The 23,889-nt window shown below is 44.4% G+C and carries 21 protein-coding genes; 15 read left to right on the plus strand and 6 right to left on the minus strand.

Annotation, left to right across the window (positions count from 1 at the left end; all coding sequences use genetic code 11):
* Nucleotides 1-281: 281 nt before the first annotated feature.
* Entirely contained in the window at nucleotides 282-2,066 is a 1,785-nt protein-coding gene (locus AAFP14_RS20900) for a serine/threonine protein kinase (protein ID WP_341734130.1), read from the minus strand.
* A gap of 145 nt (nucleotides 2,067-2,211) precedes the next feature.
* Here AAFP14_RS20900 and AAFP14_RS20905 point away from each other — a divergent pair, with 145 nt between their 5' ends.
* The gene (locus AAFP14_RS20905; RefSeq protein WP_340521445.1) at nucleotides 2,212-2,595 is read left to right on the plus strand and encodes a hypothetical protein; all 384 of its coding nucleotides are present in this window, start codon (nucleotides 2,212-2,214) and stop codon (nucleotides 2,593-2,595) included.
* 56 nt (nucleotides 2,596-2,651) lie between these two features.
* Nucleotides 2,652-3,698, plus strand: coding sequence for a CAF17-like 4Fe-4S cluster assembly/insertion protein YgfZ (gene ygfZ, locus AAFP14_RS20910; RefSeq protein ID WP_341734164.1), 1,047 nt, complete (start codon nucleotides 2,652-2,654; stop codon nucleotides 3,696-3,698).
* Nucleotides 3,699-3,925: 227 nt separating this feature from the next.
* Here ygfZ and AAFP14_RS20915 read toward each other — a convergent pair whose 3' ends face one another.
* On the minus strand, nucleotides 3,926-4,432 hold the full coding sequence (locus AAFP14_RS20915; protein ID WP_341734131.1) for a hypothetical protein: 507 nt from the start codon (nucleotides 4,430-4,432) through the stop codon (nucleotides 3,926-3,928).
* A gap of 139 nt (nucleotides 4,433-4,571) precedes the next feature.
* On the opposite strand from AAFP14_RS20915, the gene AAFP14_RS20920 reads away from it, so the two are divergent.
* The 4 genes from AAFP14_RS20920 (at nucleotide 4,572) to AAFP14_RS20935 (ending at nucleotide 9,337) form a co-directional block, all read left to right on the plus strand.
* Nucleotides 4,572-4,814, plus strand: coding sequence for a hypothetical protein (locus AAFP14_RS20920; protein WP_341734132.1), 243 nt, complete (start codon nucleotides 4,572-4,574; stop codon nucleotides 4,812-4,814).
* A gap of 37 nt (nucleotides 4,815-4,851) precedes the next feature.
* On the plus strand, nucleotides 4,852-5,934 hold the full coding sequence (locus AAFP14_RS20925; protein ID WP_341734133.1) for an ATP-dependent 6-phosphofructokinase: 1,083 nt from the start codon (nucleotides 4,852-4,854) through the stop codon (nucleotides 5,932-5,934).
* Nucleotides 5,935-6,155: 221 nt separating this feature from the next.
* On the plus strand, nucleotides 6,156-7,604 hold the full coding sequence (locus AAFP14_RS20930; protein ID WP_341734134.1) for a YcjF family protein: 1,449 nt from the start codon (nucleotides 6,156-6,158) through the stop codon (nucleotides 7,602-7,604).
* 293 nt (nucleotides 7,605-7,897) lie between these two features.
* A complete protein-coding gene (locus AAFP14_RS20935) occupies nucleotides 7,898-9,337 on the plus strand; it encodes a GTP-binding protein (protein ID WP_341734135.1) in 1,440 nt (479 codons plus the stop codon).
* An 11-nt stretch (nucleotides 9,338-9,348) separates the two neighbouring features.
* Here AAFP14_RS20935 and AAFP14_RS20940 read toward each other — a convergent pair whose 3' ends face one another.
* The gene (locus AAFP14_RS20940) at nucleotides 9,349-10,038 is read right to left on the minus strand and encodes a hypothetical protein (protein ID WP_341734136.1); all 690 of its coding nucleotides are present in this window, start codon (nucleotides 10,036-10,038) and stop codon (nucleotides 9,349-9,351) included.
* Between the two features lie 141 nt (nucleotides 10,039-10,179).
* The gene (locus AAFP14_RS20945) at nucleotides 10,180-11,028 is read right to left on the minus strand and encodes a TlyA family RNA methyltransferase (protein ID WP_341734137.1); all 849 of its coding nucleotides are present in this window, start codon (nucleotides 11,026-11,028) and stop codon (nucleotides 10,180-10,182) included.
* A 331-nt stretch (nucleotides 11,029-11,359) separates the two neighbouring features.
* On the opposite strand from AAFP14_RS20945, the gene AAFP14_RS20950 reads away from it, so the two are divergent.
* Nucleotides 11,360-11,527, plus strand: a complete 168-nt coding sequence (locus AAFP14_RS20950) for a hypothetical protein (protein ID WP_341734138.1) — start codon at nucleotides 11,360-11,362, stop codon at nucleotides 11,525-11,527.
* A 248-nt stretch (nucleotides 11,528-11,775) separates the two neighbouring features.
* Here the strand turns inward: AAFP14_RS20950 and apcB are convergent, their stop codons facing one another.
* The gene (gene apcB, locus AAFP14_RS20955; RefSeq protein WP_341734139.1) at nucleotides 11,776-12,285 is read right to left on the minus strand and encodes an allophycocyanin subunit beta; all 510 of its coding nucleotides are present in this window, start codon (nucleotides 12,283-12,285) and stop codon (nucleotides 11,776-11,778) included.
* A 353-nt stretch (nucleotides 12,286-12,638) separates the two neighbouring features.
* On the opposite strand from apcB, the gene glnA reads away from it, so the two are divergent.
* The 8 genes from glnA (at nucleotide 12,639) to AAFP14_RS20995 (ending at nucleotide 23,349) form a co-directional block, all read left to right on the plus strand.
* Nucleotides 12,639-14,060 carry a type I glutamate--ammonia ligase gene (gene glnA / locus AAFP14_RS20960; protein ID WP_341734140.1) on the plus strand — a complete coding sequence of 474 codons (1,422 nt, stop codon included), beginning with the start codon at nucleotides 12,639-12,641 and terminating at the stop codon, nucleotides 14,058-14,060.
* Nucleotides 14,061-14,350: 290 nt separating this feature from the next.
* Complete coding sequence (locus AAFP14_RS20965) at nucleotides 14,351-15,256, plus strand: ferritin-like domain-containing protein (RefSeq protein WP_341734141.1); 906 nt, start codon at nucleotides 14,351-14,353, stop codon at nucleotides 15,254-15,256.
* A 380-nt stretch (nucleotides 15,257-15,636) separates the two neighbouring features.
* Nucleotides 15,637-17,115, plus strand: a complete 1,479-nt coding sequence (locus AAFP14_RS20970) for a TldD/PmbA family protein (RefSeq protein WP_341734142.1) — start codon at nucleotides 15,637-15,639, stop codon at nucleotides 17,113-17,115.
* A 227-nt stretch (nucleotides 17,116-17,342) separates the two neighbouring features.
* Complete coding sequence (locus tag AAFP14_RS20975) at nucleotides 17,343-18,689, plus strand: TldD/PmbA family protein (RefSeq protein WP_341734143.1); 1,347 nt, start codon at nucleotides 17,343-17,345, stop codon at nucleotides 18,687-18,689.
* Between the two features lie 730 nt (nucleotides 18,690-19,419).
* Nucleotides 19,420-19,854 carry a GNAT family N-acetyltransferase gene (locus tag AAFP14_RS20980; RefSeq protein WP_341734144.1) on the plus strand — a complete coding sequence of 145 codons (435 nt, stop codon included), beginning with the start codon at nucleotides 19,420-19,422 and terminating at the stop codon, nucleotides 19,852-19,854.
* Between the two features lie 302 nt (nucleotides 19,855-20,156).
* Nucleotides 20,157-21,281 (plus strand): THUMP domain-containing class I SAM-dependent RNA methyltransferase, encoded by a 1,125-nt coding sequence (locus AAFP14_RS20985; RefSeq protein WP_341734145.1) that lies wholly within the window; start codon nucleotides 20,157-20,159, stop codon nucleotides 21,279-21,281.
* 66 nt (nucleotides 21,282-21,347) lie between these two features.
* Complete coding sequence (yhdJ, locus tag AAFP14_RS20990; protein ID WP_341734146.1) at nucleotides 21,348-22,202, plus strand: adenine-specific DNA-methyltransferase; 855 nt, start codon at nucleotides 21,348-21,350, stop codon at nucleotides 22,200-22,202.
* A gap of 1 nt (nucleotide 22,203) precedes the next feature.
* Nucleotides 22,204-23,349: a restriction endonuclease gene (locus AAFP14_RS20995; protein ID WP_341734147.1), complete on the plus strand. Its 1,146-nt coding sequence runs from the start codon at nucleotides 22,204-22,206 to the stop codon at nucleotides 23,347-23,349.
* 72 nt (nucleotides 23,350-23,421) lie between these two features.
* Here the strand turns inward: AAFP14_RS20995 and AAFP14_RS21000 are convergent, their stop codons facing one another.
* Complete coding sequence (locus AAFP14_RS21000; RefSeq protein WP_341734148.1) at nucleotides 23,422-23,841, minus strand: peptidylprolyl isomerase; 420 nt, start codon at nucleotides 23,839-23,841, stop codon at nucleotides 23,422-23,424.
* Between the last annotated feature and the right edge of the window lie 48 nt (nucleotides 23,842-23,889).

Consider the following 23,889-nt stretch of genomic DNA (forward strand, 5'->3'; position numbering starts at 1 on the left):
GACGTCAACTCGATTTTAAGTTTTAGACTGTGGTATCAAGCTGAGCACTCTCAGGACCGGCACGGGGGCACGGCCAGGGCTGTTTCATTCTCCAAAAAACGAGGGGTTTGTAGGGGTAGTGGATGGTGCGTGCCTACCCCCCCCACCAACCATTTTCCGTCATTTCAGAGATTGGGGCAGCCACGGGGGGCTGCCCCTACAAGAGAATGAAACAGCCCTGGGGCACGGCCCCTACCATGGCATGAAACCGCCCTGGCCTGGGGTGGGTGACTTCTTCCTTCTTAATGCAAGTTTTCGTCCCAGACGCCGATGTAAATTCGATCGCGATTGTTGCGTTCGATCGTACCTTCGAGGGAACCCTTCTTAAAAGTAAACCGATTAGTCCGGCGCTGCTGCACATCTCGGAACCCTTGCATGATATCTCGATCGGCCCCGCCCAACATCCCGTTTAATGCGGTTCGGACTACCAAATCATCCACAGACGGAGCAAAAGAACCCTCTGTTTGTACTAACTGGCCCGAATCGCGATCGTAAATGTAGCCGAGAGTAATCCGATTGGGCAATATTTCGTAAAGTGCGGTGCGAGTATTGGGCCAATAGCCCTTGGCTTGAGTGTCTGTTGGCGTTCCCAAGGCAGCTACTACCTCCGTTTCCGGTGTACCCACCGGAAAACCAGGTATGGTAGGAACTTTTTGATAAGTTGTGGCTGGTTGTTCTGGACGGGGTGAGGGTGAGGGTGCTGGCGAGGTTCGATCGATCGGCCTTTGTTCTTCAACAGGTTTATTTATGGGTGCGGGGGACTCGGCGGCAGGAGTTGGTGTTGGGGCTGGCGTGGGAGTTTCTACCGCCGGTGTGGGTGTTTGTTTGGGAGTTGCAATGTTTTCAGGTTCGGGAGTTGGAGTTTGTCTGGTGGGTGCGGGAGTTAAGGCCGGTTCGGGGATTGGAGTCTGTCGGTTATTATCGCGCGCTTCTGGAGTGGCGGGTGCAGAAGTGCGATCGTCCTTGGCTACTGGTGCGGGTGCTGCTGAGGGCCGGTTCAGCAAAATCCTGGCTATACCCACAAATCCTGCGAAAATAACGGCGATCGCCATCAACCCCAAAATCAACCAAATTTTACTGTTACGTTCCCCAGAAGGCACGACAGCAGGCGTTGTTCTCGCTCCCGCAGGCATCTGAGGCCCGTGTCCCGGCATCACTGCCAGGGTCGGCCCAGTCATCGATGCTGGCGAGTTCGACAGCAGCGACAGCCACTCATCGACGGTACCAGGGCGATTTTGAGCTTCTACAGTCATCCCTCGCATCACCGCTTGACTGACTGTGGGACTGACTTGAGGCTGCAAATCCCGCGGTGTGGCCATGGGCTGACTGGTACGCAGAATTGCTGCGATCGGCACTTGTCCAGTTAGCAAAGTATAAAGCGTCGCCGCCAGACCGTAAACATCTGTGGCCGGCGTGTATTTTCCTTGGGCAAAATACTGTTCTGGTGGCGCGTAGCCGTCGGAAACCATATTAGTGTGAGATTGAGTTGCACCGCTGGTATACTCGCGGGCAATACCAAAATCTATTAACACAACTTCCTGGGTATTTTGGCGCAGCAGAATGTTTTGTGGCTTGATATCTCGGTGCAGTAAACCCTTTTGATGAACTACTTTTAAAGCTGCGCCGATTTGAGTGATGTAGGAAATGGCGACTGCTTCTGGAAGCGGCCGATTTGGCAATACTACCTCGCCCAAGTTCTGCCCTGGAACGTAGTCCATCACCATGTAAGGCTGTCCGTCTTCCACAAAGAAATCGCTGACGCGGACTATATTGGGATGAACGCAGGAAGCCAAACGTCTGGCTTCGTCTTGAAATTTGCGATCGAACTCGGCAAAATTGGGTTGCTGTCGCAGAGATTCGTTCAGGGTTTTGATGACTACAAATTGTCCTAAATAGCGGTGAGTTGCTCTGAAGGTAATCCCAAAGCCGCCTCTTCCCAATTCTTGTTCGAGGGTGTATTTTCCACCCTGTAAGCTTTTGCCGATTAACGCATCCATAGATCCAGGCGATCGCATACCTAATAACATGGCTGATTATGGCACGTCTTGTTGATGCCATCCCTACTTTTCTGATAAATCGGGGATGTGCTCATTTTACCGATTTTCAGCAAAGTTGGCACTCGATGTTAGAAAATTAAATTATTGATTTTCTTTTTTAGAATCCTGATATATTATGAAGCCGAAAATAACTACCCCGATCGCATGGCAGCAAGCTGAACTGCTAATGCAGCCCGCCTTGATTCGAGTCCTCGACAATATCCGCAAACAACTAGAAGATTCTGTTTGGACAGGGACTTATCAAGAAGTACAAACTCCTTTTCCTGGCTATAAACTGATTTTAGAGCGTCAAGGCGAGCAAAGGTCGATCGATATTTGGGAACTTTGTTATCGAGTCTGTTTTGTTGACTACCAACCAGCCCACTCCGAGATCCAAAGTCAGGAAGTTGAAATTGACACTTTTTTGATTGAGGAGGATACTGGCGATGTAGATTGGAATCGTCTTGATGCTAAGGCCAGCCAATTAATACAGGAAATCTTCGCTAATTTAGCTAATTAGTCCGTAGTTGTTAGTCATTAGTTTTAGTAACCGTCAACCGTAAACCACATCTTATGCTGATTCAAGAATTGCACGATATCCAAACATCCGTCGGTGCTATCTTTGGCGAATTAACAACCACAGAAATAGTGCCAGTTAGTTTTGCTAATGATGCCGCCGCCATCACCGCCACCAAAGAAAGTGTAGCGCTGTGCGATCGCACTCACTGGGGACGCATACAAATTTCTGATAGCGATCGCCTACGGTTTTTGCACAATCAAAGTACCAATAATATCAATAAACTCCAACCCGGTCAAGGCTGCGACACTGTGTTTGTGACTTCCACCGCCCGGACGATTGACCTCGCCACAGCTTATGCTACCGAAGATGCTTTGTTAATCTTAGTTTCTCCCAACCGTCGCCGACAGTTGCTAGAATTACTCGATCGCTATATTTTCCCCATGGATCGCGTAAAATTAGCAGATTTAACTGATACCACAGTCGCTTTCAGTCTTATAGGTCCTGAAAGCGCCAAATTACTAGAAAAACTGGGAGTTAGCGAACTCGAAAATTTACCTAATGCCAGTCACAAATTGATAAAATTAGCTGGGATAGAAGTTCGAGTTGCTATGGGTAGTGGGTTAGCATCTCCCGGATACACCTTAATTGCCGCAGCAACGGATGCAGCTAAATTGTGGCATGAATTAGTGCAAGCAGGGGCCGTACCCATGGGCGATCGAGTCTGGGAACAACTGCGAATCGAACAAGGCCGCCCCGCCGCAGATTTTGAGCTTACAGATGACTACAATCCCCTAGAAGCAAGACTGTTACACACCATTACCTATGACAAAGGCTGCTACATCGGTCAAGAAACAATTGCTAGATTGAACACCTACAAAGGAGTCAAACAACAACTTTGGGGCATCCAACTCAGCGGTGCTGTTGAACCGGGAACCGTAGTCACTATTGAAGAGGAAAAAGTAGGCAAAATTACCAGTGTTACGGAAACACAATCTGGCTTTTTTGGTCTTGCTTATATCCGCACCAAAGCTGGTGGTGCAGGATTGAAAGTCCAGGTAGGAGAAATTGTCGGAGAAGTAGTAAATGTGCCTTTTTTAATGTGAGACAGTCTTTGGAAAAAACCGGATTTTTTGCGTCCAGGACTAAGTAAGTCCACCTAATTAAATGCAATATCCAAATCGCTCAAAAGCTTAGTGGGTTGCTATTCTTCACATCGATATTCCCCCCTTGGGGGGGGGTGACTTCTTCACATCGATCTTCTACTTATGAGATTTTCGAGGGAATTTGCAGATTGAATAGTGGCGACGCACCAGAAGATTCACTAAAATCCTTATTTGACAGATTTTGAGGCTTTGTTTTCAGCTTCAGGAGATTGCAAAGCTTCGTCTAAAATTGCACGGGCTGACTCTGCTTTACTCCTAGCTTCTCGATAGCGGACATTAGCTTGGGCGAAGTTTTTGAGCACCTTGAAACCGTCTTTGAGATTGGTGATTTCCTCAGCACTGACAGCCTCATCTGTAAACAAAATATCGATCGCCGCCCGGATTTTTAGGGCTTCTTCGCGGGATTCCATGACTTTCAATTTGAGACTTGCCAAATTGCTCAAAATCTGTATTGCTTCGGTAATCGCATCCTCGGTTTCAGATGTCGCATCTTCCATATCTTTAACTTCCACAAACTGTTTTGGGCCAAATCCTTCTTGGAGCTCCGTAGGTAGCTTGTCAGAGTCGATAAGCTGCATAAGCTGATCCATAGCTTCTTCGCGGGCTTTGGCTGAATCTTTCCCTTTAACGGTTAAAATAGTTTCGGGGCTTTGAGGAAGTGTATAGCGAACCATATTTTGACAGCCTTTGTGCGACAACAATTAATGATATTTTATCTTGATTCCATCGCCACTTGCACCTATCACTCATGTCAAGCGGGCAAATCGGTTTTCAAAAGTTAACAGACAGATACTCACAAGGAACTCTAACATAATGAAAGAGAAATTTATGAACTGGCTGAACATAGTTTTAGTCGCTGACGTATTTTTTGTCTTTGCTAGCTTTGCTTGGTTTGCGATCGCAGTATTAGGTAGATCGACCGGTGTGAATCTCGGTTTCGATCTGTGGTACAGTCTCTGGCAGCCTGTATTTAATCCCGCCCTAGGAATTCTCATGGGAGGCGCTATTGTTAGTGGGATTATTAACCAAGTTTCTAAGCGTCTCAATCCCAAGTAAATTGGACTAACTTCCTTATCCCTTCTAATTATCAACTATGGGACAACAAAAGTGCATCGGCATCCTTACCAGTGGGGGTGACTGTGCAGGTTTAAATGCAGTGATTCGAGCCGTTGTGTACCGCGCAACAGCAACTTACAATTGGAAGGTGATGGGAATTCGTCAGGCCACTAATGGCTTAATGAGTCGTCCCCCTCAAGCCATTCCTTTGGATATTGAAAAAGTAGACGATTGGCGGACGATTGGCGGTACGATGCTAGGGACGACTAATGAGGGTAATCCTTTTGCATATCCCATGTCCGATGGGACTTTGCGCGATCGCTCTGATGATATTATCGAAGGCTATCATCTACTCGGTTTAGATGCCCTAATTGGCATTGGTGGCGATGGTAGTCTAGCTATTCTCAGGAAGATTGCTCAACAAGGCAAGTTGAACTTAGTTGCTATTCCTAAAACTATTGATAATGATGTCGGTATTACCGAGCGTTCCATCGGGTTTGATACTGCTGTTAATATTGCCACTGAAGCACTAGACCGCTTGCATTTTACCGCAGCAAGTCACAGTCGTGTCATGATTATTGAAGTCATGGGACGCGATGCGGGACATATTGCGATTAGTGCGGGCATTGCTGGGGGTGCTGATATCATTTTGATTCCCGAAATTCCTTACACAATTGCTAAAATTTGTGCCAAAATTCAAGAACGTCAAGCACAGGGAAAAAACTACTGTTTAATTGTAGTAGCCGAGGCAGTTCGCACTGAAGCAGGCGAATTAGTGATGCAGACAAATCGATTAGGTCAAAGTCGGTTGGGTGGTATCGGTCAGTATTTAGCCGATCAAATTTCTGACTGTAGCGGCGCGGAAACTCGCGTTACTGTTTTGGGACACATTCAACGAGGAGGAACGCCTTCACCGCTAGAAAGATTAATTGCTTCGGCTTTTGGAGTAGCAGCAGTTGATTTAATTGCTGAAGAAAAATACGATTCCATGGTATCTTGGCAAAAACGGGAAGTTGTTAGTGTTCCCTTGGAAGATGCGATCGCCAAATACAGAGAAGTAGAGCTCGATGGTACTCTGGTGAAAACAGCCCGTGGTTTGGAAATTTGCCTCGGAGACTAGAAAATCAGTCATCGGAATTTTCCCCAATTAAGCAGTGGTTAAGTCCGTGGTGACCAGCCAGACTGCTTTAATTGCTATGGTTGCTCGATTTTTTTTCATCAAAGATTTAACTCGCGATCGCCATCGGGTAGTTCGCAATGTCTTGAGGTACGATGGAATCTAGGGGGAATGCCAAGCCCGCTAAAGTTAAGCTTGGCGGGAATACCCACAGGAAGGGAAAAATGACACTTAACTTGCGGCGACCGGTTTTAATTGGCGGAATCGGACTCTCAGCAGCACTCTGGCTGTTAGAAAGTCTACAGCACTCGGTTTCAGAAATGGGCGAAACGGCACTCATCGGCTTGGTGGCCGCTAGCGCCGGATATTGGTGGTGGCAGCGACAATCGCCTACACTGGAATTTCCACTCCCCGAAGCCCTGGCCAACAGGGAAGCAGCCTTAAAGGCGATCGGGGCGGCAGAAAGCTCGATTAATTTGCTGGCTTCAGAAGCTCCAATATCCGAATCTCCAGCTATGCTTAAAGCACAGCTCGATCGACTCACGGCCGAATTAGACAGACCAGATTTGAGAATTAGTGTCACTGGCGGCAAAGCAGTAGGCAAAAGTACCTTAATTCAAGTTTTGAATTCTCACTGGACATCCCAACAGCCACAAAAGCTGACTTTCCAAGAAACAACCCCGCTATTTACTAGCACCAATACCGATGCTAAAATCAGCGATGATTTAGTGCTGTTTGTGACAGCAGGCGACATTACGGATTCGGAATTTCAAGTATTATCTCAGCTAGTTTTCGCAGGTCAACGTTTCTTGCTAGTTTGGAACAAACAAGACCAATATTTGCCAGCACAGCAGTCCCAAATTTTGCATTCTTTGCAGGAAAAAATGGACGGCCTACTGCCCAAAGAAGATATAATTGCGATCGCAGCGAACCCTAATTCCCTGAAAGTGCGGCACCATCAAGCTGATGGTACAATCAGCGAACGGATGGAAAATCCCGGAACTCAAATTCAGCCTTTGACGGCAAAACTGACGGAACTCTTAACCGCAGAAAGACAACAATTGGTGTGGGCTAATACAGTGCGGGGCGCTGGAAGTGTTAAACAGGAAGCAAAAACTTTATTAAATGCAGTCAGGCGCGATCGGGCAATGCCCATCATCGAGCAATATCAATATATCGCAGCAGCAGCCGTTTTTGCTAATCCCGTTGCAGCCCTAGACTTGTTAGCAACCACGGCCATCAGTACCCAACTTGTAATCGATCTCGGCACTATTTATCAGCAAAAGTTTTCCCTAGACCAAGCTAAGACAGTAGCGGCAACTTTGGCCGCCCAAATGTTGAAATTGGGATTAGTTGAATTGTCTACTCAGACTATTGCGGGATTGCTCAAAACCAATGCTGTAACTTTTGTCGCTGGAGGCGCAGTGCAAGGAATTAGTGCAGCCTATTTTACTCGCATAGCTGGACTAAGTTTAGTGGAATTTTTCCAAAGTCGAGACCTGGAAACTTCTGTAAATAGCAGTTTCAATATAGACCAGTTGACTAAAACTTTGCAAGCGGTATTTCAACAAAATCAGCAAGTTTCGTTCTTGCAATCTTTCATCAACCAAATGGCGAGTCGTCTGGCACCGCCAACATCTCAGCCCGCAGCAGTTAATTCAGCTCTCAATTAAGTACAATATTAGTCTTATTTTGTACTCTATTTAGGAACAGGCTTTCGGGCCTGTTCTATCCAAAGGTTTTGTGATTGTGGAACGCGCAACAGAGGTTATGTCGTTTACTGTTGTCTGGTGATTATTTAACCACAGAGGGCGCAGAGAACACAGAGAGATATCTGAGACAATTGAATAATTCTGATGCAGAGAGGAATTTAAAGTTTAGCAAATTATGAAAATTTGTACTAGAATGGATGGGAAGATCTCTAGTTAGATACTCTATTATACTTGCTTAATAAAGCCGATCGCCAATGGCTGATAAATCCCTTCAAGACCATCGCTTATCCCTTGCCCGCGCCAGTTTGCGCCAATCCCTGGCGCGCTACTCTAACTTGCGCCCCAGCAAAAACAACTCCAATACAGAATTGGCAGCTACGCTACAAAATCAGTTAGATATCTTAAATTCTACCTCAGAAAAACTTAACCAAAATATCATTCGCATTGCTACCTTTGGTTTAGTCAGCCGCGGCAAGTCAGCCGTCTTAAACGCGCTTTTAGGTAAAAAAATTCTGCAAACAGGCCCTCTTAACGGTGTGACTCAGTGGCCGCGTTCCGTGGCTTGGACAATTCCGGCTATTTCTGGCACAAAAGACCCAGAAAAAGTGCAAATAGAATTAATTGATACTCCAGGAATTGATGAAGTTGGTGGCGAAGTGCGGGGCGATATGGCGAAACAAGTCTCTCGCCAAGCTGACTTAATTTTGTTTGTTGTCGCTGGCGATATCACTCGCACTGAATATCAAGCACTGTGCGAATTACAAACAGCTCAAAAACCGCTGATTTTAGTTTTTAATAAAATAGACCTCTATCCAGAATTAGATAGGCAAACTATTTATAAAAGTTTGCAAAATCTCGGAAATAATAGCGAAAATTTAGCCACCGATGGGGTTACAGATAAATCTGATAGCGAAAATTTATCCTCCAACAATCCCTCGCCTAAATCTACTAAAAATAATCCCAAATCCTTAGAAATAGTCATGGTAGCGGCGGAACCGGCACCGATGCAGGTGCGGATTGAATGGCCTGATGGGAGCATAACCCACGAGTGGGAGTCGCCGCCGCCGCAGATAGATGAGCTCAAACAGACTATTTTCACGATTCTTAACCGAGAAGGTCGATCGCTCCTCGCTCTCAATGCTTTAATGGAAGCTAGAGATGCAGAGGCAAATATTGCCCATCAAATTCTCAAATTGCGACATACCGAAGCCGAGGATTTAATCTGGCAATTTGCGAAATATAAAGCTTTGGCTGTGGGCTTAAATCCGATTGCTTTCCTTGATGTCATGGGAGCAACTGTCGCTGATTTAGCCTTAATTCGCTCTTTATCCAGACTTTACGGTTTACCCATGACTGGCTATGAAGCGGGGAAACTTTGGCAAACTATTTTTTCGAGTGCCGGTGGCGTACTTTTGGGAGAATTAGGTAGTAGTTTTTTGTTGGGATTCGGGAAAAGCGCGGCGATTGCTGCTCCCCAAATTGGCTTTTCTACTTTTGCAGGAGTTGCGGTAACTCAAGCTAGTTTAGCAGCTTACGGAACCTATGCTGTCGGTCGTGCCGCCCAAGTTTATTTAGAAAAAGGCTGCACTTGGGGCCCCTTGGGACAAGATACGGTAATTCAAGAAATTCTCGGTACCATAGAACGTGATACAATTGTCGATCGCCTACAACAAGAGTTAAAAATTGGTAAGTAAAAATTAACCTCTTACCTTCTGGCAATCACCACACCTTGCCTAAAATGGGCAATCGTAGCAATTACTGCGATCGCAAAATAAAATAGTCTAATCAGCCAAAAACAAATCAACATCGACCAAGAAACAATAGTGGGCGCAGCACCTGTTAACTGCACAAATCGGGAGTTAACTTTTTTTTCAAAGCTATCGAGGTCTTTCATCTGTGATTGAGTTGTAGGAATCACTGGAAACTGACCTGTATATAAATAATAACCCAAGAAACCGGAAACTCCTATCTGTTTTTTCAAAAATGAGTTAGTGATTTTGGTAGTTTCATCCGGCGATAAATTCTCCGAATCTTCAACTTTGTCTAGCCAAGAATTGTAGCGAATTATCGGCGTACTCATGAAAATAAAAGGAACTATCAAAATCAACAAAATAGCACTCACTTGGCGACCATATTCAGGTTTTAAAAGTCTGGTCGCCAAACCAAATCCCATGCCCACAAAAGCAAACACTAAGATATTTAACAATTCTATAACTTCGATGCCTCTCAACAAATCGCCGATAATAAAAATAGTATATAAAATTTTATCTGCCAACATCAGAGCGACAAATTTAATCAGGAGTGAAATCCCCACAATCATCGCTGCACTAGCTATATAGCCGATAGCACCTAACAGGTACAAAAAAAGCGAACCAACTTGTTTGAATGACTGCATGAAATTATTAGTTAAGTGACAGGTTAAAAAACCGATTTATCAGTGAACTCAATTCTTTTTATTCCTCCCATCTAAAGTGGAAATATCGCAGGAGGCAGAGGTCAAGGAGTGCCACATCCGAAGGTTGCTAAATCTCAAATCTCAAACCTCAAATCGATCGATCAGTTCCCCTTTAGCCCCCTTTGTCACTTCTGCGATCCTTTCTTTCATAACACTATCTTCCACAGCATTTTGCTCCGACTGCTGTTGACGATCGCTCCCCAACCATAAAAGATACTCGATATTGCCAGCCGGGCCAAGTAACGGCGACCAAGTTAAGCCCCGTTGTTCCCATCCTAAAGCAGTGGCTGCTTTCCACACTTGGAAAATCGCATCGGCTTGGGTAGCAGAGTCTCGCACTACGCCTTTTTTTCCTACTCTCTCGCGCCCAACTTCAAACTGTGGCTTTACCAGCAACACGGCTTCTCGCGGTGGTGCTAACAACTCCCACAGCGCTGGTAAAACTTTATCCAGGGAAATAAACGACACATCTACTACCGCCAAATCTGCTCGCTGAGAGTCGCCATAGAGTTCTGTAGCCGTCATGTAGCGCAAATTGGTGCGTTCTTTCAAAATTACCCTCGGATCGTTCCGCAAGCCCCAATCTGCTTGACCGTAACCCACATCTATCCCATAGACTTTGGCTGCGCCTGCTTGCAGCAAACAGTCGGTAAAACCCCCCGTGGAAATGCCACCGTCGAGACAAATTCTATCTGTAACGGGAATCGCAAAAACTTCTAATGCTTTAGCTAATTTGTCGCCACCTCTAGAAACATAGCGCGATCGCTCTTTAATTTGAATTTGGGCTGAAATATCAACCTCTGTGCCCGGTTTGTCAACTACCTGCTGGTTGACTGCAACTTTTCCTGTGCGAATCAAAGCTTGAGCTTGTTGTCGGGAAGTACACAAATTTAGGTTCACTAATAAAGTGTCTAGTCGTTGTTTAGCCAAGGTTTTTAAGGTTTAAAGATCGGGTTAACAATAGTTTATTAGACATCTCCCAAACAACTGGTCAAAAGCCGTCAGGATCGGGACTAAACCAAAATCCTGTGAGGGGTGTTCCCCCTCACCCCTATTTTGGTGACTTCTATCACGGGGTGTGTCTAGTTTTATCACAGATATACCTTGGTACGATCGCACTGAAACCTTGGTGACGAACAGATAATGTAACAATGGGTCAAAGCGTTACAAATTAAATGCTTTTGTCAACCAATGCCCTATTTTGGACTGATTAGAGGTGTATCGATCTACCATGAAAAACTTTAACTTCCCTATCAAAAATATGGACAATTGTCAAGACAATCCTATGGCATTTGTCAGCGGTAAGATAGTTCATATTCTCTACCCTAATGGGGATGTAGAAGCAACAACAGTCGAACAGGTCGATCGCCGCCAAACTAAAATTCCCCTGGACAAATGTCTCGTCTGGGGACGTATCGGCGATTTTTAGTCCTTGAACAACGATCGCCGCCTTTGATGCTGTGATGCGATCGTTCCAATTGACACAAACCCACCACCACAACTTCCTTTTTTTTGAAAAAAGACTGGCAAAAAATTACCAGTCTCTTTGCAATATTAAGGGATTAAATTTAGATACATCAAACTGCTAGTTATCAAGTCAAAATTGACAAAAATTAACAATTGATATTGGACAGTGGCGAAGCGCCACTACCAATTACCAATCACTAGCAAACTGACTTAGATATCCTGTTCGCTCAATTCACGAATCATGTAATCAAAAGGCTGTTCCAGAAAAGGCCCCACAGTCAAGCCAGCAGCTTGAACTTGAGCCTTAACCATTTCCTTCATAATCCCGATCCCCATCACCGTCGGGCCAATGGGTACACTCAGTGAATTGTAAGTTTCCCGTAGCCCTTGCAGAACCCGCTCATCAAGCACGTCTGTACTGCCAGCCACTAGAGCGTAAGTAGCATAGCGCAAGTAGTAGTCCATATCCCGCAGACAAGCCGCATAGCGACGAGTCGTGTAAGCATTTCCACCCGGACGGATCAGTTCCGGTTGTTGAGCGAATAATTGAATACCAGCTTGCTTGACAATAGCCGCTGCATTACTGTTAATTGCTGCTGCTGCTTGTACTCGTGCTGTACCCGTTGCAAAATAAGATTTCAGCCGATCGATACCATCTCGGTCTAAATACCTACCAGCAACATCATAATTTTCAATCAGACTCGTCACTGCATCGCGCATAAGTTTCTCTCCCAAAAATCTTTATCAATACTTTGCTATCTGAGACAGACCGCCTATTGTAGACTACTACAAATCGGCCTTTGATTAAGATTTGAGATAGGATTTTCATGGACGGTAGTAAATCCCCGACCGAACCACCAAAATTTTGTCCCATACCTTGTATCTTCAGCCGAAAATGGACAACAGAAGACCAAGAAACTATGTGGCAACCCGATCGCTTTTGAGAAAAATGTATTGAAAGATACAAAAAACCCAGTAATGAATGCCTATTATCGGCCAAATAGTCTGAAATCTGCCGTTAGCGAAGCCCTCCAAGAGGATCGCCCAGACCAAACCAATATCAGGAGTAAGCCATGTTCCAGACACCCCAAGAAGCCTTAAACTACATAAAAGAAAATAACATCCAGATCGTTGACCTCAAATTCATCGATATGCCGGGGATCTGGCAACACCTATCCCTGTTCCACGACCAAATCGACGAAACCGCCTTCACAGACGGTGTACCCTTCGACGGTTCCAGCATTCGGGGCTGGAAAGCCATCAACGAATCAGACATGACAATGGTCATCGATCCTACAACGGCTTGGATCGACCCGTTCATGGCAGAACCCACCATCAGCTTCATTTGCAGCATCAAAGAACCGCGCACAGGCGAACCCTACAGCCGCTGTCCCCGCACCATAGCCCAAAAAGCCGTAGACTACTTAGTTACCACCGGTCTCGGCGATACCGCATTTTTTGGCCCGGAAGCAGAATTCTTCATTTTTGACGACGTTCGCTTCGACCAAACCCAAAACAGTGGCTATTACTATGTAGACTCTGTAGAAGGACGTTGGAATTCCGGCAAAGAAGAACCAGGCGGCAACCTCGGCTACAAACCACGTTACAAAGAAGGTTATTTCCCAGTAGCACCAACCGATACCTCTCAAGACATGAGAACGGAAATGCTGCTGACAATGGCAAAATGTGGCGTACCCATTGAAAAGCACCACCACGAAGTCGCCACCGGTGGCCAGTGCGAACTCGGCTTCCGCTTTGACACTTTAGTCAAAGCCGCAGACTATTTGTTAACTTACAAATACGTCATCAAAAACGTCGGCAGAAAATACGGCAAAACCATCACCTTCATGCCCAAACCATTGTTTAACGACAACGGTTCCGGGATGCACGTTCACCAGTCAATTTGGAAAGACGGTCAACCGTTATTTGCTGGCGACCAATATGCTGGTTTCAGTCAAATGGGACTGCATTACATCGGCGGTATTCTCAAGCACGCCCCGGCACTTTTGGCAATCACCAATCCCACAACTAATTCCTACAAACGGTTAGTTCCCGGTTTTGAAGCCCCTGTAAACTTAGCTTATTCTCAAGGAAATCGATCGGCCTCAGTACGGATTCCCTTGTCAGGAACTAACCCCAAAGCTAAGCGCTTAGAATTCCGCTGTCCCGATGCCACTTCCAATCCCTATTTAGCCTTTGCAGCCATGCTGTGCGCGGGCTTAGATGGCATCAAGAATCAAATCGATCCGGGTGAACCTTTGGATGTGGATATCTACGATTTATCCCCGGAAGAATTGAGCAAAATTCCTTCGACTCCCGGTTCCTTGGAAGGTGCTCTGGAAGCTTTGGAAAAAGACCATGCTTTCTTGACTGAAACTGGTGTATTTACTGAAGATTTCATCAAAACTTGGATTTCTTACAAACTCGATAATGAAGTCAACCCCATGCGGTTACGTCCTCACCCTTACGAGTTTGCTTTGTACTACGACTGTTAGATAGTTCGTCTGTCTTGGACGGACTACTAACCTCAAAAATCCGGTTTGTGGCACTCGCCCTCAAAATCAAAGGAGGCAAGGACTTTCACAAACCGGTTTTTTTGCCTAAGTCCTATGAAAGTAAAGTCTAAAATTGCCCGATTAACAAATAACCAATAACCAATAACCAATAACCAATAACTAGAAGAGTTAAAGTTACTTACCAAAAAACTTCTACCCTGGGAGTGAATTAGGAATCCCAAAAACTGCGTTACAATCCTAAAGGTATCTTTACAAAAAAACATAAAACAATGACCGTAGCTTATCCCCGCAAGCTTCGCAACGGCATGGGAGCCCGTGAAGTTTTAGCACAAGTCGTGCGCGATCGCGAAATTCACCTGATCACTCTCAACCGCTACCGCTTTAGCGAACAGCGCAGTTGCAAAGACCTCACCGACTTGATCGAACAGCTAGACGGGGAACCAGCCGAACTCGTGCGCGATCTGTCGCGGCACATTTCCGACGAAGCGCGACACGCCATGTGGCTGACTGACTTGCTGGTAGACTTGGGCCAAAATGTGGGCAAGCCGCCGGGAGTATCCTACATCGACGAGTTTGAAAGACTGTTCGACAGCGAACAGAAAGACCCCACCAAGAACCGCGAAGATTTTGTAATTTCTTCCCTAGCGGCGATTAATGTCACCGAAAAGCGGGGCTGCGAATACTTCGGAGCGCACATCCACGCCCTGAAAAATGCTCCGCAAACTGACGAAAACGTCAAAATCCGCGAAACTATCGAAAAGATTTTTCCCGAAGAAGCAGGTCACGTCCGCTGGGGAAATCGGTGGTTGGGAAACATAGCAGCCAAAAGCCCAGCCCACGCCCAGAAGGTGGAACAGGCGAAGCGCAAGTATGCGGCGATCGAACAAGCTGCATTTGCATCGGGAATGGATATCATGCTGGGGGCAGAACTGCGCCGTGTCACCCGCCTGGTGGATATTGCTAATACAATGCCCCTGTGGGAACGCCCCCAATACTTGATGGAACGCCTACCGGCAACTTTGTTGGCCCCGGATTTGCAAATGACTAGGGTGGATGTGGCTCAGCGGGCCTGGAACCGTGACCCCCAGGCATTTGTGGAGAAGTTTGTGCCGATGTTTCTTAATGGACTGAATAACTCTCAAAAGAAGCCCGCGGCGACTACGACTAAGCCCTAAACCAGGCGGTTGAAAGAGACTGTTGTGGAATTTAAACAAGGGTGAAGCCAAATATCTCATAATCCTAGCAAGACGCAAATCTCGATCGCCATTGTTGCTAACTGATTTAAGGCTTGACTTGGCATCCTCCCCGTACCTCAAGGTACGGGGATTCCTAATATCCAGCGCGGTGGAAACCGCGAGCGTAAAAAGTATCGCAAAGCATAGCAAATTGTCGGCGAGTTATAGCAAATCCTCTCTCTTCTCTTCCTTCGCGTTCTTCGCGCCTTCGCGGTTAAATCATATGGCTGGTTAATGCTGGGTATCGCCGTGTTGATTAGGAAAATACTTCGATAGTAGGGCTATAATGATTGATAATTATTAAAAACAGACTCATAAACATGGTGCAATTAACCGCAACAGTCTCGGCTCAAGAGTTAGCAAGTTTAGCCGTAGATTTGATTAAGAAATCGGGTTGTGAATACGGTGATGTGCGTTTTTGTGCTTACCGAAGGCAGAGTCTGTACGCGCGCGATCGCTCTTTAAGCAATATCTCTGATAATGTTAGTTCTGGTTTTGGTGTGCGAGTGCTTCTAGACGGCGCTTGGGGCTTTGCTGCCAGTCACAATCGTACAGCGGCTGAGGTTGCCAGAATTGTTGCTTTGGCTGTAGAAATCGCCAAAGGTAGTCGCTTGACTCAAAAAGAACCGGTGCGGTTAGTGCCTGTTGACAAATATGTCGATCGCTACGTTACGCCGATCGCCATTGACCCGTTTTCTGTACCAGTCGCTGACAAAGCAGAACTACTACTAAATATTAACACACAACTGTTAGAGCGAGGCGATCGAGGCATCAAAAAAGCTTTTTCTTTTCTGCAATTTAACCGCGAAGATAAAGTTTTTGCTTCCACTGAAGGCTCGCTAATTGAACAGACAATTCACCGCAGTTATCCAGGTTTTGGCTGTACGGCAATTGCGGGCGGCGATGCCAAAAGTCGCAGTTACGAACGCCCGCCCTTAAATCTGGGTTACGAACACATCAATCCGGCGGATTTGCTGAGTCAAATAGATAGAGTTGCTGCCGAAGCAATTGAGAAAGTTGCCGCTCCAAAAGCAGCGCCAGGTATTTGCAAATCTCTGATTCTCAAACCGACAAACTTGTTTTTAACCATCCACGAATCCGTCGGACATCCAACGGAATTAGACCGAGTTTATGGCTATGAATCGAATTTTGCAGGCACGAGCTTTGCTACTACGGATAAGTTAAATAAACTGCAATACGCCGCACCTTGGGTAAACTTTAAGTGCGATCGCACTCAACCGGCCGGTCGCGGTACAATGGGTTACGATGATGAGGGCGTAAAATCACAGGATTGGTACGTTGTCAAGGATGGAATTTTAGTCGATTATCTCACCGACAGAGAAACAGCTTATCGCCTCGGACGTTCCAGCAGCAACGGTTCTGCCTGCGCTGACAGTTGGTCGAGCGTGCCGATGGTCAGAATTCCTAATTTGGGATTGGAACCGGGCCCGGATGGCGGTAGTCATACTGCTACTTTGGATGAGATGATTGCGGATACGGAAGATGGGATTTTAATCGACGGTACTGGCAGTTTTTCCATCGATCAGCAGCGGCGTAATTTTCAATTCGGTGGTGATGCTTTTTGGAAGGTGGAAAAAGGTAAAGTTGTCGGAATGTTGAAGGATGTCACTTATCATTCGATGAGCACTGATTTCTGGAATCAAGTAGATGCGATCGGACCTGCTTCGGAACGGGTTCAGTGCGGGACTAATAGATGTGGTAAAGGTGAACCGATTCAGATAGCTCAAATGACTCACGCTTGTGTACCGGTGCGTGTTAGGGATATTCAAATTGGGTAAGAGGGGCTAGGGCATTGGTGACTGTTAACTGATAACTATACCAATTAAAAAAAAGAATGCAACAGTAGTCTTGTCCCTCCCCTTTCTAAGGGGGGGTTAGGGTAAAAGATTGTTGCACGATTTTAGAGCAATGGTATTAATCACTAATTCCCCATGCTATGAATGCCTAATTACCAATTCCCAATTCCCAATCACCAATGCCCCATTCCCAATTACCATTTACCATTATGACTTTAACAACATCTCCCGCAATTATAAGTGAAGACCAAGCCTTATCTTTACTGGAAAAGGTAGTCAAACAATCCCAAGCCGAGGAAGTATTTGTCAGTCTTTCTACTGGGGAAGAATCTCTTTCTCGATTCTCGGAAAATCAAATCAGCCAAAATATCAGCAAAACTGTATTTAGCCTCAACATTACTAGCTATTTTGGTAACAAAAGTGCCTCTGCTGCTGTTACCGATTTTGATGTAGATGCGATCGCCCAAACCGTCAAACGATCGCAGGAATTGGCCAAAATTGCCCCCGCAGACCCCGAATGGATGCCGCTCTTACCGCCTCAAAGCTACGATTCGACTCCGGCGGCCTTTGACGCAGCAACGGCCGCTGCATCGCCTCTAGCACGGGCAGAAATGGTACAGCAGGCTTGCGCGATCGCCTCCCAAGCAGGTGCTAATGCTTCCGGTACTTTGAGCACGGAGGCGTCATTGTATGCGATCGCATCCAGCACCGGACTCCGCGCCTGTAACCATTCTACAGAGGCGAATTTCAGCTTTACTACTCGCATTGACAACGGTTCTAGCTGGAGTGAAAGCACAGCTTGGAGTATTAGTCAACTGCCGATCGCGCAATTAGCAGAACAAGTTGTCGATCGCGCGATCGCATCCCGCAACCCGCGCGACATCACTCCCGGCATTTATCCTGTAATCTTTGATGGTGCGGCGTTTGCGGATTTGCTACCCTGGGTAATTTGGGGGATGGATGCGAGGGCGGCGGATGAAGGGCGATCGTTTATGTCGATCGCAGATGAAACCGGAAAACCCGTGGGAAACCGCGCGGGCGAACAACTTTTCAGCCCCCTGGTACAAGTACAGCGCGATCCGGCACATCCTTTACTGCGATCGGGTAATTTTTTCAGCGATGGATTAAGCAATAACTATTTGGAAATCATCAAAAATGGCATCCCTCAAAGCTTGTCTTATTCCCGCTATTGGGCAGCCCAAAAAGGTAAAGAATCAAAAGGTGCTTATTACCCGATCGTGATGACAGGTTCAGACCAAAGTTTAGCAGATTTAATCGCTCAAACCGAACGCGGAATTTTCGTCAGTCGAGCTTGGTACGTTAACTACGTCAATCCCAAAACATCGGAAGTAACAGGAATGACTCGTGACGGTACTTTTTGGATTGAAAACGGCAAGATTGCTTACCCGATTAAAAACTTGCGTTTCAATCAGAGTTTACCCAATATGTTGCGCGATGTAGATAGCCTGAGTGAAGTAAAACGTTATGGCGGTAGTGTAGTACCAGCAGTGCGCGTGAAAGCCTTTAATTTTACCAGTATTACTGATAGTTTGTAACCCAAAATTTACCAGAATTTGTAGGGGCGGGTTATACCAACAATCATTGCCAATAATTGACAATCTAAATAAACCCGCCCCCACCCAATATTTCCCAGAATTTGTAGGGGCGGGTTATACCAACAATCATTGCCAATAATTGACAATCTAAATAAACCCGCCCCCACCCAAAATTTACCAGAATTTGTAGGGGCGGGTTATACCAACAATCATTGCCAATAATTGACAATCTAAATAAACCCGCCCCCACCCAAAATTTCCCAGAATTTGTAGGGGCGGGTTATACCAACAATCATTGCCAATAATTGACAATCTAAATAAACCCGCCCCCACCCAATATTTCCCAGAATTTGTAGGGGCGGATTATACCAACAATCATTGCCAATAATCGACAATCTAAATAAACCCGCCCCCACCCAATATTTCCCAGAATTTGTAGGGGCGGGTTATATCAAATCCGGTAGCATCGGAATTATTCAGAACTCTATTCTCTCCCTCTGTGTCCTCTGTGTTCTCTGCGGTTAAATCATTCCGATGTAACCGGAAACAATATTATACCAACAATCATTGCCAATAATCGACAATCTAAATAAACCCGCCCCCACCCAATATTTCCCAGAATTTGTAGGGGCGGATTATACCAACAATCATTGCCAATAATCGACAATCTAAATAAACCCGCCCCCACCCAATAGTAAATTGCAATCTACCTCTTTAATCTAATCGAAAAATGCTAGAGATACGTGAAGTTAACAACCAACAAGAATTAGAAAAAATGTTCCATCAGCGCTGGCTGGTTTTGCGATCGCCCCTAGGCATGGAAAAGGGTAGCGAAAGAGACAATCACGAAGATACTGCTGTTCATTTAATCGCCCTTTGCGATCGCCAAATTATTGCTTCAGCCCGACTGCGCGAATCATCCCCAGGAGTAGGAAACATCAGCTACGTTGCCGTGCTTCCTGAATTTCAAAATCAGGGAATTGGCACTAAATTAATTGAAAACTTAATCGTCAAAGCTCAGCAAAAAAATCTCAAAGCTGTCAGACTTATGTCTCGAATGAACGCCATTAAATTTTACCATAAACTCGGATTTTCCGAACAAGACAAGCCCTTTGAATTCCTGGGAATTCCGCACATATTCATGCAGTTAGAAATTCCAGCATGATTTCTAGGGCGATCGCCCAGAGTCAAAAATTGAATTAACCATGAAACCTCTACTCTTTTTGTGGTATGGCTTTGGGGGTATCTATTCCGGTGGCGGGGGCTCCAAGTCCCAGGAAATTTAAAATTTTGAGGAGCCGACGCATCTAGGTTGTGGTAGATTATTATTTCTGATAACTTAGAATTAAAACCAGCTACTATAGTCATCAGTCAGTTATCAGTTGTCCGTTGTCCGTTACCTGTTCTCTGTTCTCAGTAGTAACAAACAACCAATAACAAATAACAAATAACAAATAACCATAACTAATGAATCAATACTTTGCTACAGTGGCGCGCGGATTAGAAAATATTGCCGCCCAAGAATTAGAAAAATTAGGAGCACAGGATGTACAGCCAGATTTTACTGGGGTCTACTTTTCGGGCGATCGCGCTTTATTGTATCGTGTAAATCTGTGGTCTAGAACCATTTTTCGAGTCCTAGTACCCATCGCCGAATTCCAGTGTTACAACTCAGATATGCTGTACCGCGCAGTCCAGAAAATCTCTTGGGATGAATTTTTGAATGCTGACAATACTTTAGCAGTCAACTGTACGGGTGGCAATGAAAAATTGAACCACACTCATTTTACAGCTTTGCAGGTCAAAAATGCGATCGCCGACCAACAGCGCCATCAATTTAACAAACGTTCGAGTGTGGATGTCGAAAATCCAGATTTGCTGATTAATATTCACATTCATCGAGATAGAGCTATCTTAAGTTTAGACAGTTCTGGCGGCAGTTTGCACCGACGGGGATATCGGCCCGCAATGGGCATGGCACCCTTAAAAGAAACCCTAGCTGCGGCTTTGTTGGACATGGCAGAATGGACACCAGACTTACCTTTTTTAGACCCCATGTGTGGTTCGGGAACTTTACCTTTAGAAGCTAGTTTAAAGGGTTTGAATATTGCACCAGGATTGTTTCGAGACAAGTTTGGATTTATGAGTTGGCGAGATTTTGACGAACCCTTATGGGATAAATTGTGGGCAGAAGCCGAGAATAGCGAATTACCACAACTTAAGCAAGTGGTTGCAGGATGCGATCGCGATTCTGATATGTTAACCCAAGCTAGAATCAATGCACAGCAAGCAGGTCTTTCAGGTAAGATCGAGTTTGCTCACACCGAGTTATCTGAATTGGAACCACCGGCAGATAGTGGCGTTCTCATTTGCAATCCTCCCTACGGAGAAAGGCTAGGCGATGCTAAGGAATTGGGAGAACTTTATAAGATGTTAGGGGATATTTTCAAGCAGCGTTTTAAAGGTTGGAATGCGTTTATATTGACTGGAAATAAGGAATTGGGGAAACAAGTTGGTCTGAGAACGTCCAAGCGAATTCCTGTTTTCAACGGTTCCATTCCTTGTACTTTGCTAAAATATGAACTGTATTGAGTATTTCTCATAAATATCTAACTCTAGTTGACAATGACGCATATTGATTAAAACAGGTTAGGCAAAATGAAAATCTTTGAATTAGACGAACATAAACTGATTTTGGGAGATGTGTTAGAAGTCCTTTCTCATGAAATCAAAGACAACTCAATTGATTTGATTTTTGCCGACCCTCCCTATAATATTGGCAAAAATTTTGATGGATTTAAAGACAAGTGGGAATCAGAAAGCGATTATTTAGAATGGAGTTATACTTGGTTAAATTTATGTATTAATAAGCTCAAACCTAACGGCAGCTTGTATCTGATGGCTTCCACTCAATGTATGCCTTACTTTGATATATATTTGCGCGATCGTTTAACAATTCTTTCTCGTATAGTGTGGTATTATGACAGTTCGGGAGTCCAAGCAAAAAAATATTACGGTTCTCTGTACGAACCAATTTTATATTGTGTCAAAGACAAACGAAATTATACATTTAATTCCTCAGATATTCTGGTTGAAGCAAAAACTGGAGCTGTCAGAAAACTAATTGATTACCGCAAGTCTACACCATCAGTATATAATTCTGAAAAAGTTCCAGGTAATGTATGGGAGTTTCCGAGAGTCAGATATCGTATGCCCCAATATGAAGATCATCCTACCCAAAAACCCACATCTTTGTTAGAACGAATTATCAAAGCAAGTAGTAATGAGGGAGACATCGTATTAGACGTATTTTCTGGAACTTTTACCACATCATTTGTTGCCAAGCAGCTTAACAGAAAGTCAATCGGAATAGAATTACAAGAAAAATATGTAGAAATAGGATTAAATAGATTACAGATTACTCCTGACGACAATCAAGAGGATCAAATCTCCGAAGTCAATTCAGTTGCAAGTTCACCAAAACAACTAACACTCAATTTACACTTTCAATAAAATGGAACACGAATTTACAAAAACAATTAAGAAGATTTTACAAGAAAGATTTGGTGCTTCTGGTGAGCAAGTATTTGCGGTAAGCGAGCTAATTCAATATTTGAATATCAAAACTAAATCTGTAAATAAAGGCTCAAAATCAAGAGGAAGTTTTGCTAATTTATACGCTATATATGTTTTAGCTGAAGACTATTTTTTAAGAGGTTTTCATCAAAGCGAGAAATATTCAGATTATGAAGGTGCAGTTTATACAAATATTTTCAAGAGACAGCGCGAATTACCGTTTGGACAAAAGCTTCAGAACCATGCTTTGAACCACAGACTTAATGAAGAATTTAAAAGATATTTTCCGACTTGTGACTTTATCCCAATTATGAGAAATTCAAAAACTAACAGGTATTGGTTTAACGAAAACTTATTAAAAGTTAAAATTCAGGAAAATGTACATAATATAGCAGAAACAGTAATTCTGATCGTTGATGCTTATGTTGAAGCTAAGAGAGATAGCTTTGAAAAGTTTTTGCAACTTTGTAAAGAGGCTCAAGCATTGACAGAGGGTCAAGTAATAGAATTTATAAAAGAAATAGTCGCGCCAACTGTAGATGCTAGAATATTTGAGATAGTCAGCTACAGTATATTAAAATACTACTATAGTGACCAATCGATATATTGGGGCTATGAGGTTGATCAGCTCCAGCAAGAAAATTTACAACTGTTTAAAACAGGTAGAACAAATGCCAATGATGGCGGAATTGATTTTGTAATGAAGCCTCTGGGAAGGTTTTTTCAGGTGACAGAAACTGTAGATATGAGTAAATATTTCCTAGACATTGATAAACTTGAAAAATATCCGATAACCTTTGTTGTTAAATCTTCAGATTCCCCTAATGAAATTAAACGTAAAATTGAAGCACAAGCTCGAAAACAGTATTCAATAAATGCGATAGTTTCACGTTACATGGAATGTATAGAAGAAATAATTAATGTGGGTATTCTTATAGAAAGATTTGAAGAGGCTGTTGCCAAAGGATATTTAAATAATATGTTGAACGAAATTATTAAGCAGAGCAAATTGGAATTTAATTATGACGATGAGGAAGAAAGTCTGGAAATTGAACTGTTAGACACATCTATCGAAGATGAATGATTCAATTTAACCCGGTTAAATTTGTAATAAGGACTCTTCGTCCTTACTACAAACGCAACTCAATACTGAGAATTAAGGCTCGATTTTCACCGAAATAATCTTGTCGCCTTGGCGGATAGCATTGACTACAGACATATCCTCAGTTTGACCAAAAGTTGTGTGAACTCCATCTAGATGAGACTGGGGAGAATGGCAAATAAAGAATTGACTACCACCCGTATTTTTGCCTGCGTGGGCCATCGATAAAGTTCCTGCCAAATGTTTGTGGGAGTTGATTTCGCAGTTAATTTTGTAACCAGGGCCACCTGTGCCATTACCTTTTGGACAGCCGCCTTGGATCATAAAGTTAGGAATTACTCGGTGAAAGGAAAGTCCGTCGTAAAAACCTTTTTCTGCTAAGTCAACAAAATTCTTAACTGTATTAGGCGCATCTGCATCAAACAATTCCAAATTGATTGTGCCTTTGTCCGTTTCCATAATCGCGCGGGTCATGATTTTTCCTTGATTTCTAAAGTGAGCGTGTTGTCTGCGTGTGAGTTG

Origin of the sequence: Microcoleus sp. EPA2, assembly GCA_020882975.1 — a bacterium.
Lineage (GTDB): Bacteria > Cyanobacteriota > Cyanobacteriia > Cyanobacteriales > Microcoleaceae > Microcoleus.

Bases quoted from the DNA above. Each gene is read 5' to 3' on its own strand.
- AAFP14_RS20995 (WP_341734147.1), top strand. From the start codon at position 22,204: ATGGAACACGAATTTACAAAAACAATTAAGAAGATTTTACAAGAAAGA.
- AAFP14_RS20915 (WP_341734131.1), bottom strand. From the start codon at position 4,432: ATGGTTCGCTATACACTTCCTCAAAGCCCCGAAACTATTTTAACCGTT.
- apcB (WP_341734139.1), bottom strand. From the start codon at position 12,285: ATGCGCGATGCAGTGACGAGTCTGATTGAAAATTATGATGTTGCTGGT.
- AAFP14_RS20905 (WP_340521445.1), top strand. From the start codon at position 2,212: ATGAAGCCGAAAATAACTACCCCGATCGCATGGCAGCAAGCTGAACTG.
- glnA (WP_341734140.1), top strand. From the start codon at position 12,639: ATGTTCCAGACACCCCAAGAAGCCTTAAACTACATAAAAGAAAATAAC.
- AAFP14_RS21000 (WP_341734148.1), bottom strand. From the start codon at position 23,841: ATGACCCGCGCGATTATGGAAACGGACAAAGGCACAATCAATTTGGAA.
- AAFP14_RS20985 (WP_341734145.1), top strand. From the start codon at position 20,157: ATGAATCAATACTTTGCTACAGTGGCGCGCGGATTAGAAAATATTGCC.
- yhdJ (WP_341734146.1), top strand. From the start codon at position 21,348: ATGAAAATCTTTGAATTAGACGAACATAAACTGATTTTGGGAGATGTG.
- AAFP14_RS20950 (WP_341734138.1), top strand. From the start codon at position 11,360: ATGGACAATTGTCAAGACAATCCTATGGCATTTGTCAGCGGTAAGATA.
- AAFP14_RS20930 (WP_341734134.1), top strand. From the start codon at position 6,156: ATGACACTTAACTTGCGGCGACCGGTTTTAATTGGCGGAATCGGACTC.
- AAFP14_RS20920 (WP_341734132.1), top strand. From the start codon at position 4,572: ATGAAAGAGAAATTTATGAACTGGCTGAACATAGTTTTAGTCGCTGAC.
- AAFP14_RS20980 (WP_341734144.1), top strand. From the start codon at position 19,420: ATGCTAGAGATACGTGAAGTTAACAACCAACAAGAATTAGAAAAAATG.
- AAFP14_RS20965 (WP_341734141.1), top strand. From the start codon at position 14,351: ATGACCGTAGCTTATCCCCGCAAGCTTCGCAACGGCATGGGAGCCCGT.
- AAFP14_RS20940 (WP_341734136.1), bottom strand. From the start codon at position 10,038: ATGCAGTCATTCAAACAAGTTGGTTCGCTTTTTTTGTACCTGTTAGGT.
- AAFP14_RS20900 (WP_341734130.1), bottom strand. From the start codon at position 2,066: ATGTTATTAGGTATGCGATCGCCTGGATCTATGGATGCGTTAATCGGC.
- AAFP14_RS20975 (WP_341734143.1), top strand. From the start codon at position 17,343: ATGACTTTAACAACATCTCCCGCAATTATAAGTGAAGACCAAGCCTTA.
- AAFP14_RS20970 (WP_341734142.1), top strand. From the start codon at position 15,637: ATGGTGCAATTAACCGCAACAGTCTCGGCTCAAGAGTTAGCAAGTTTA.
- AAFP14_RS20925 (WP_341734133.1), top strand. From the start codon at position 4,852: ATGGGACAACAAAAGTGCATCGGCATCCTTACCAGTGGGGGTGACTGT.
- AAFP14_RS20935 (WP_341734135.1), top strand. From the start codon at position 7,898: ATGGCTGATAAATCCCTTCAAGACCATCGCTTATCCCTTGCCCGCGCC.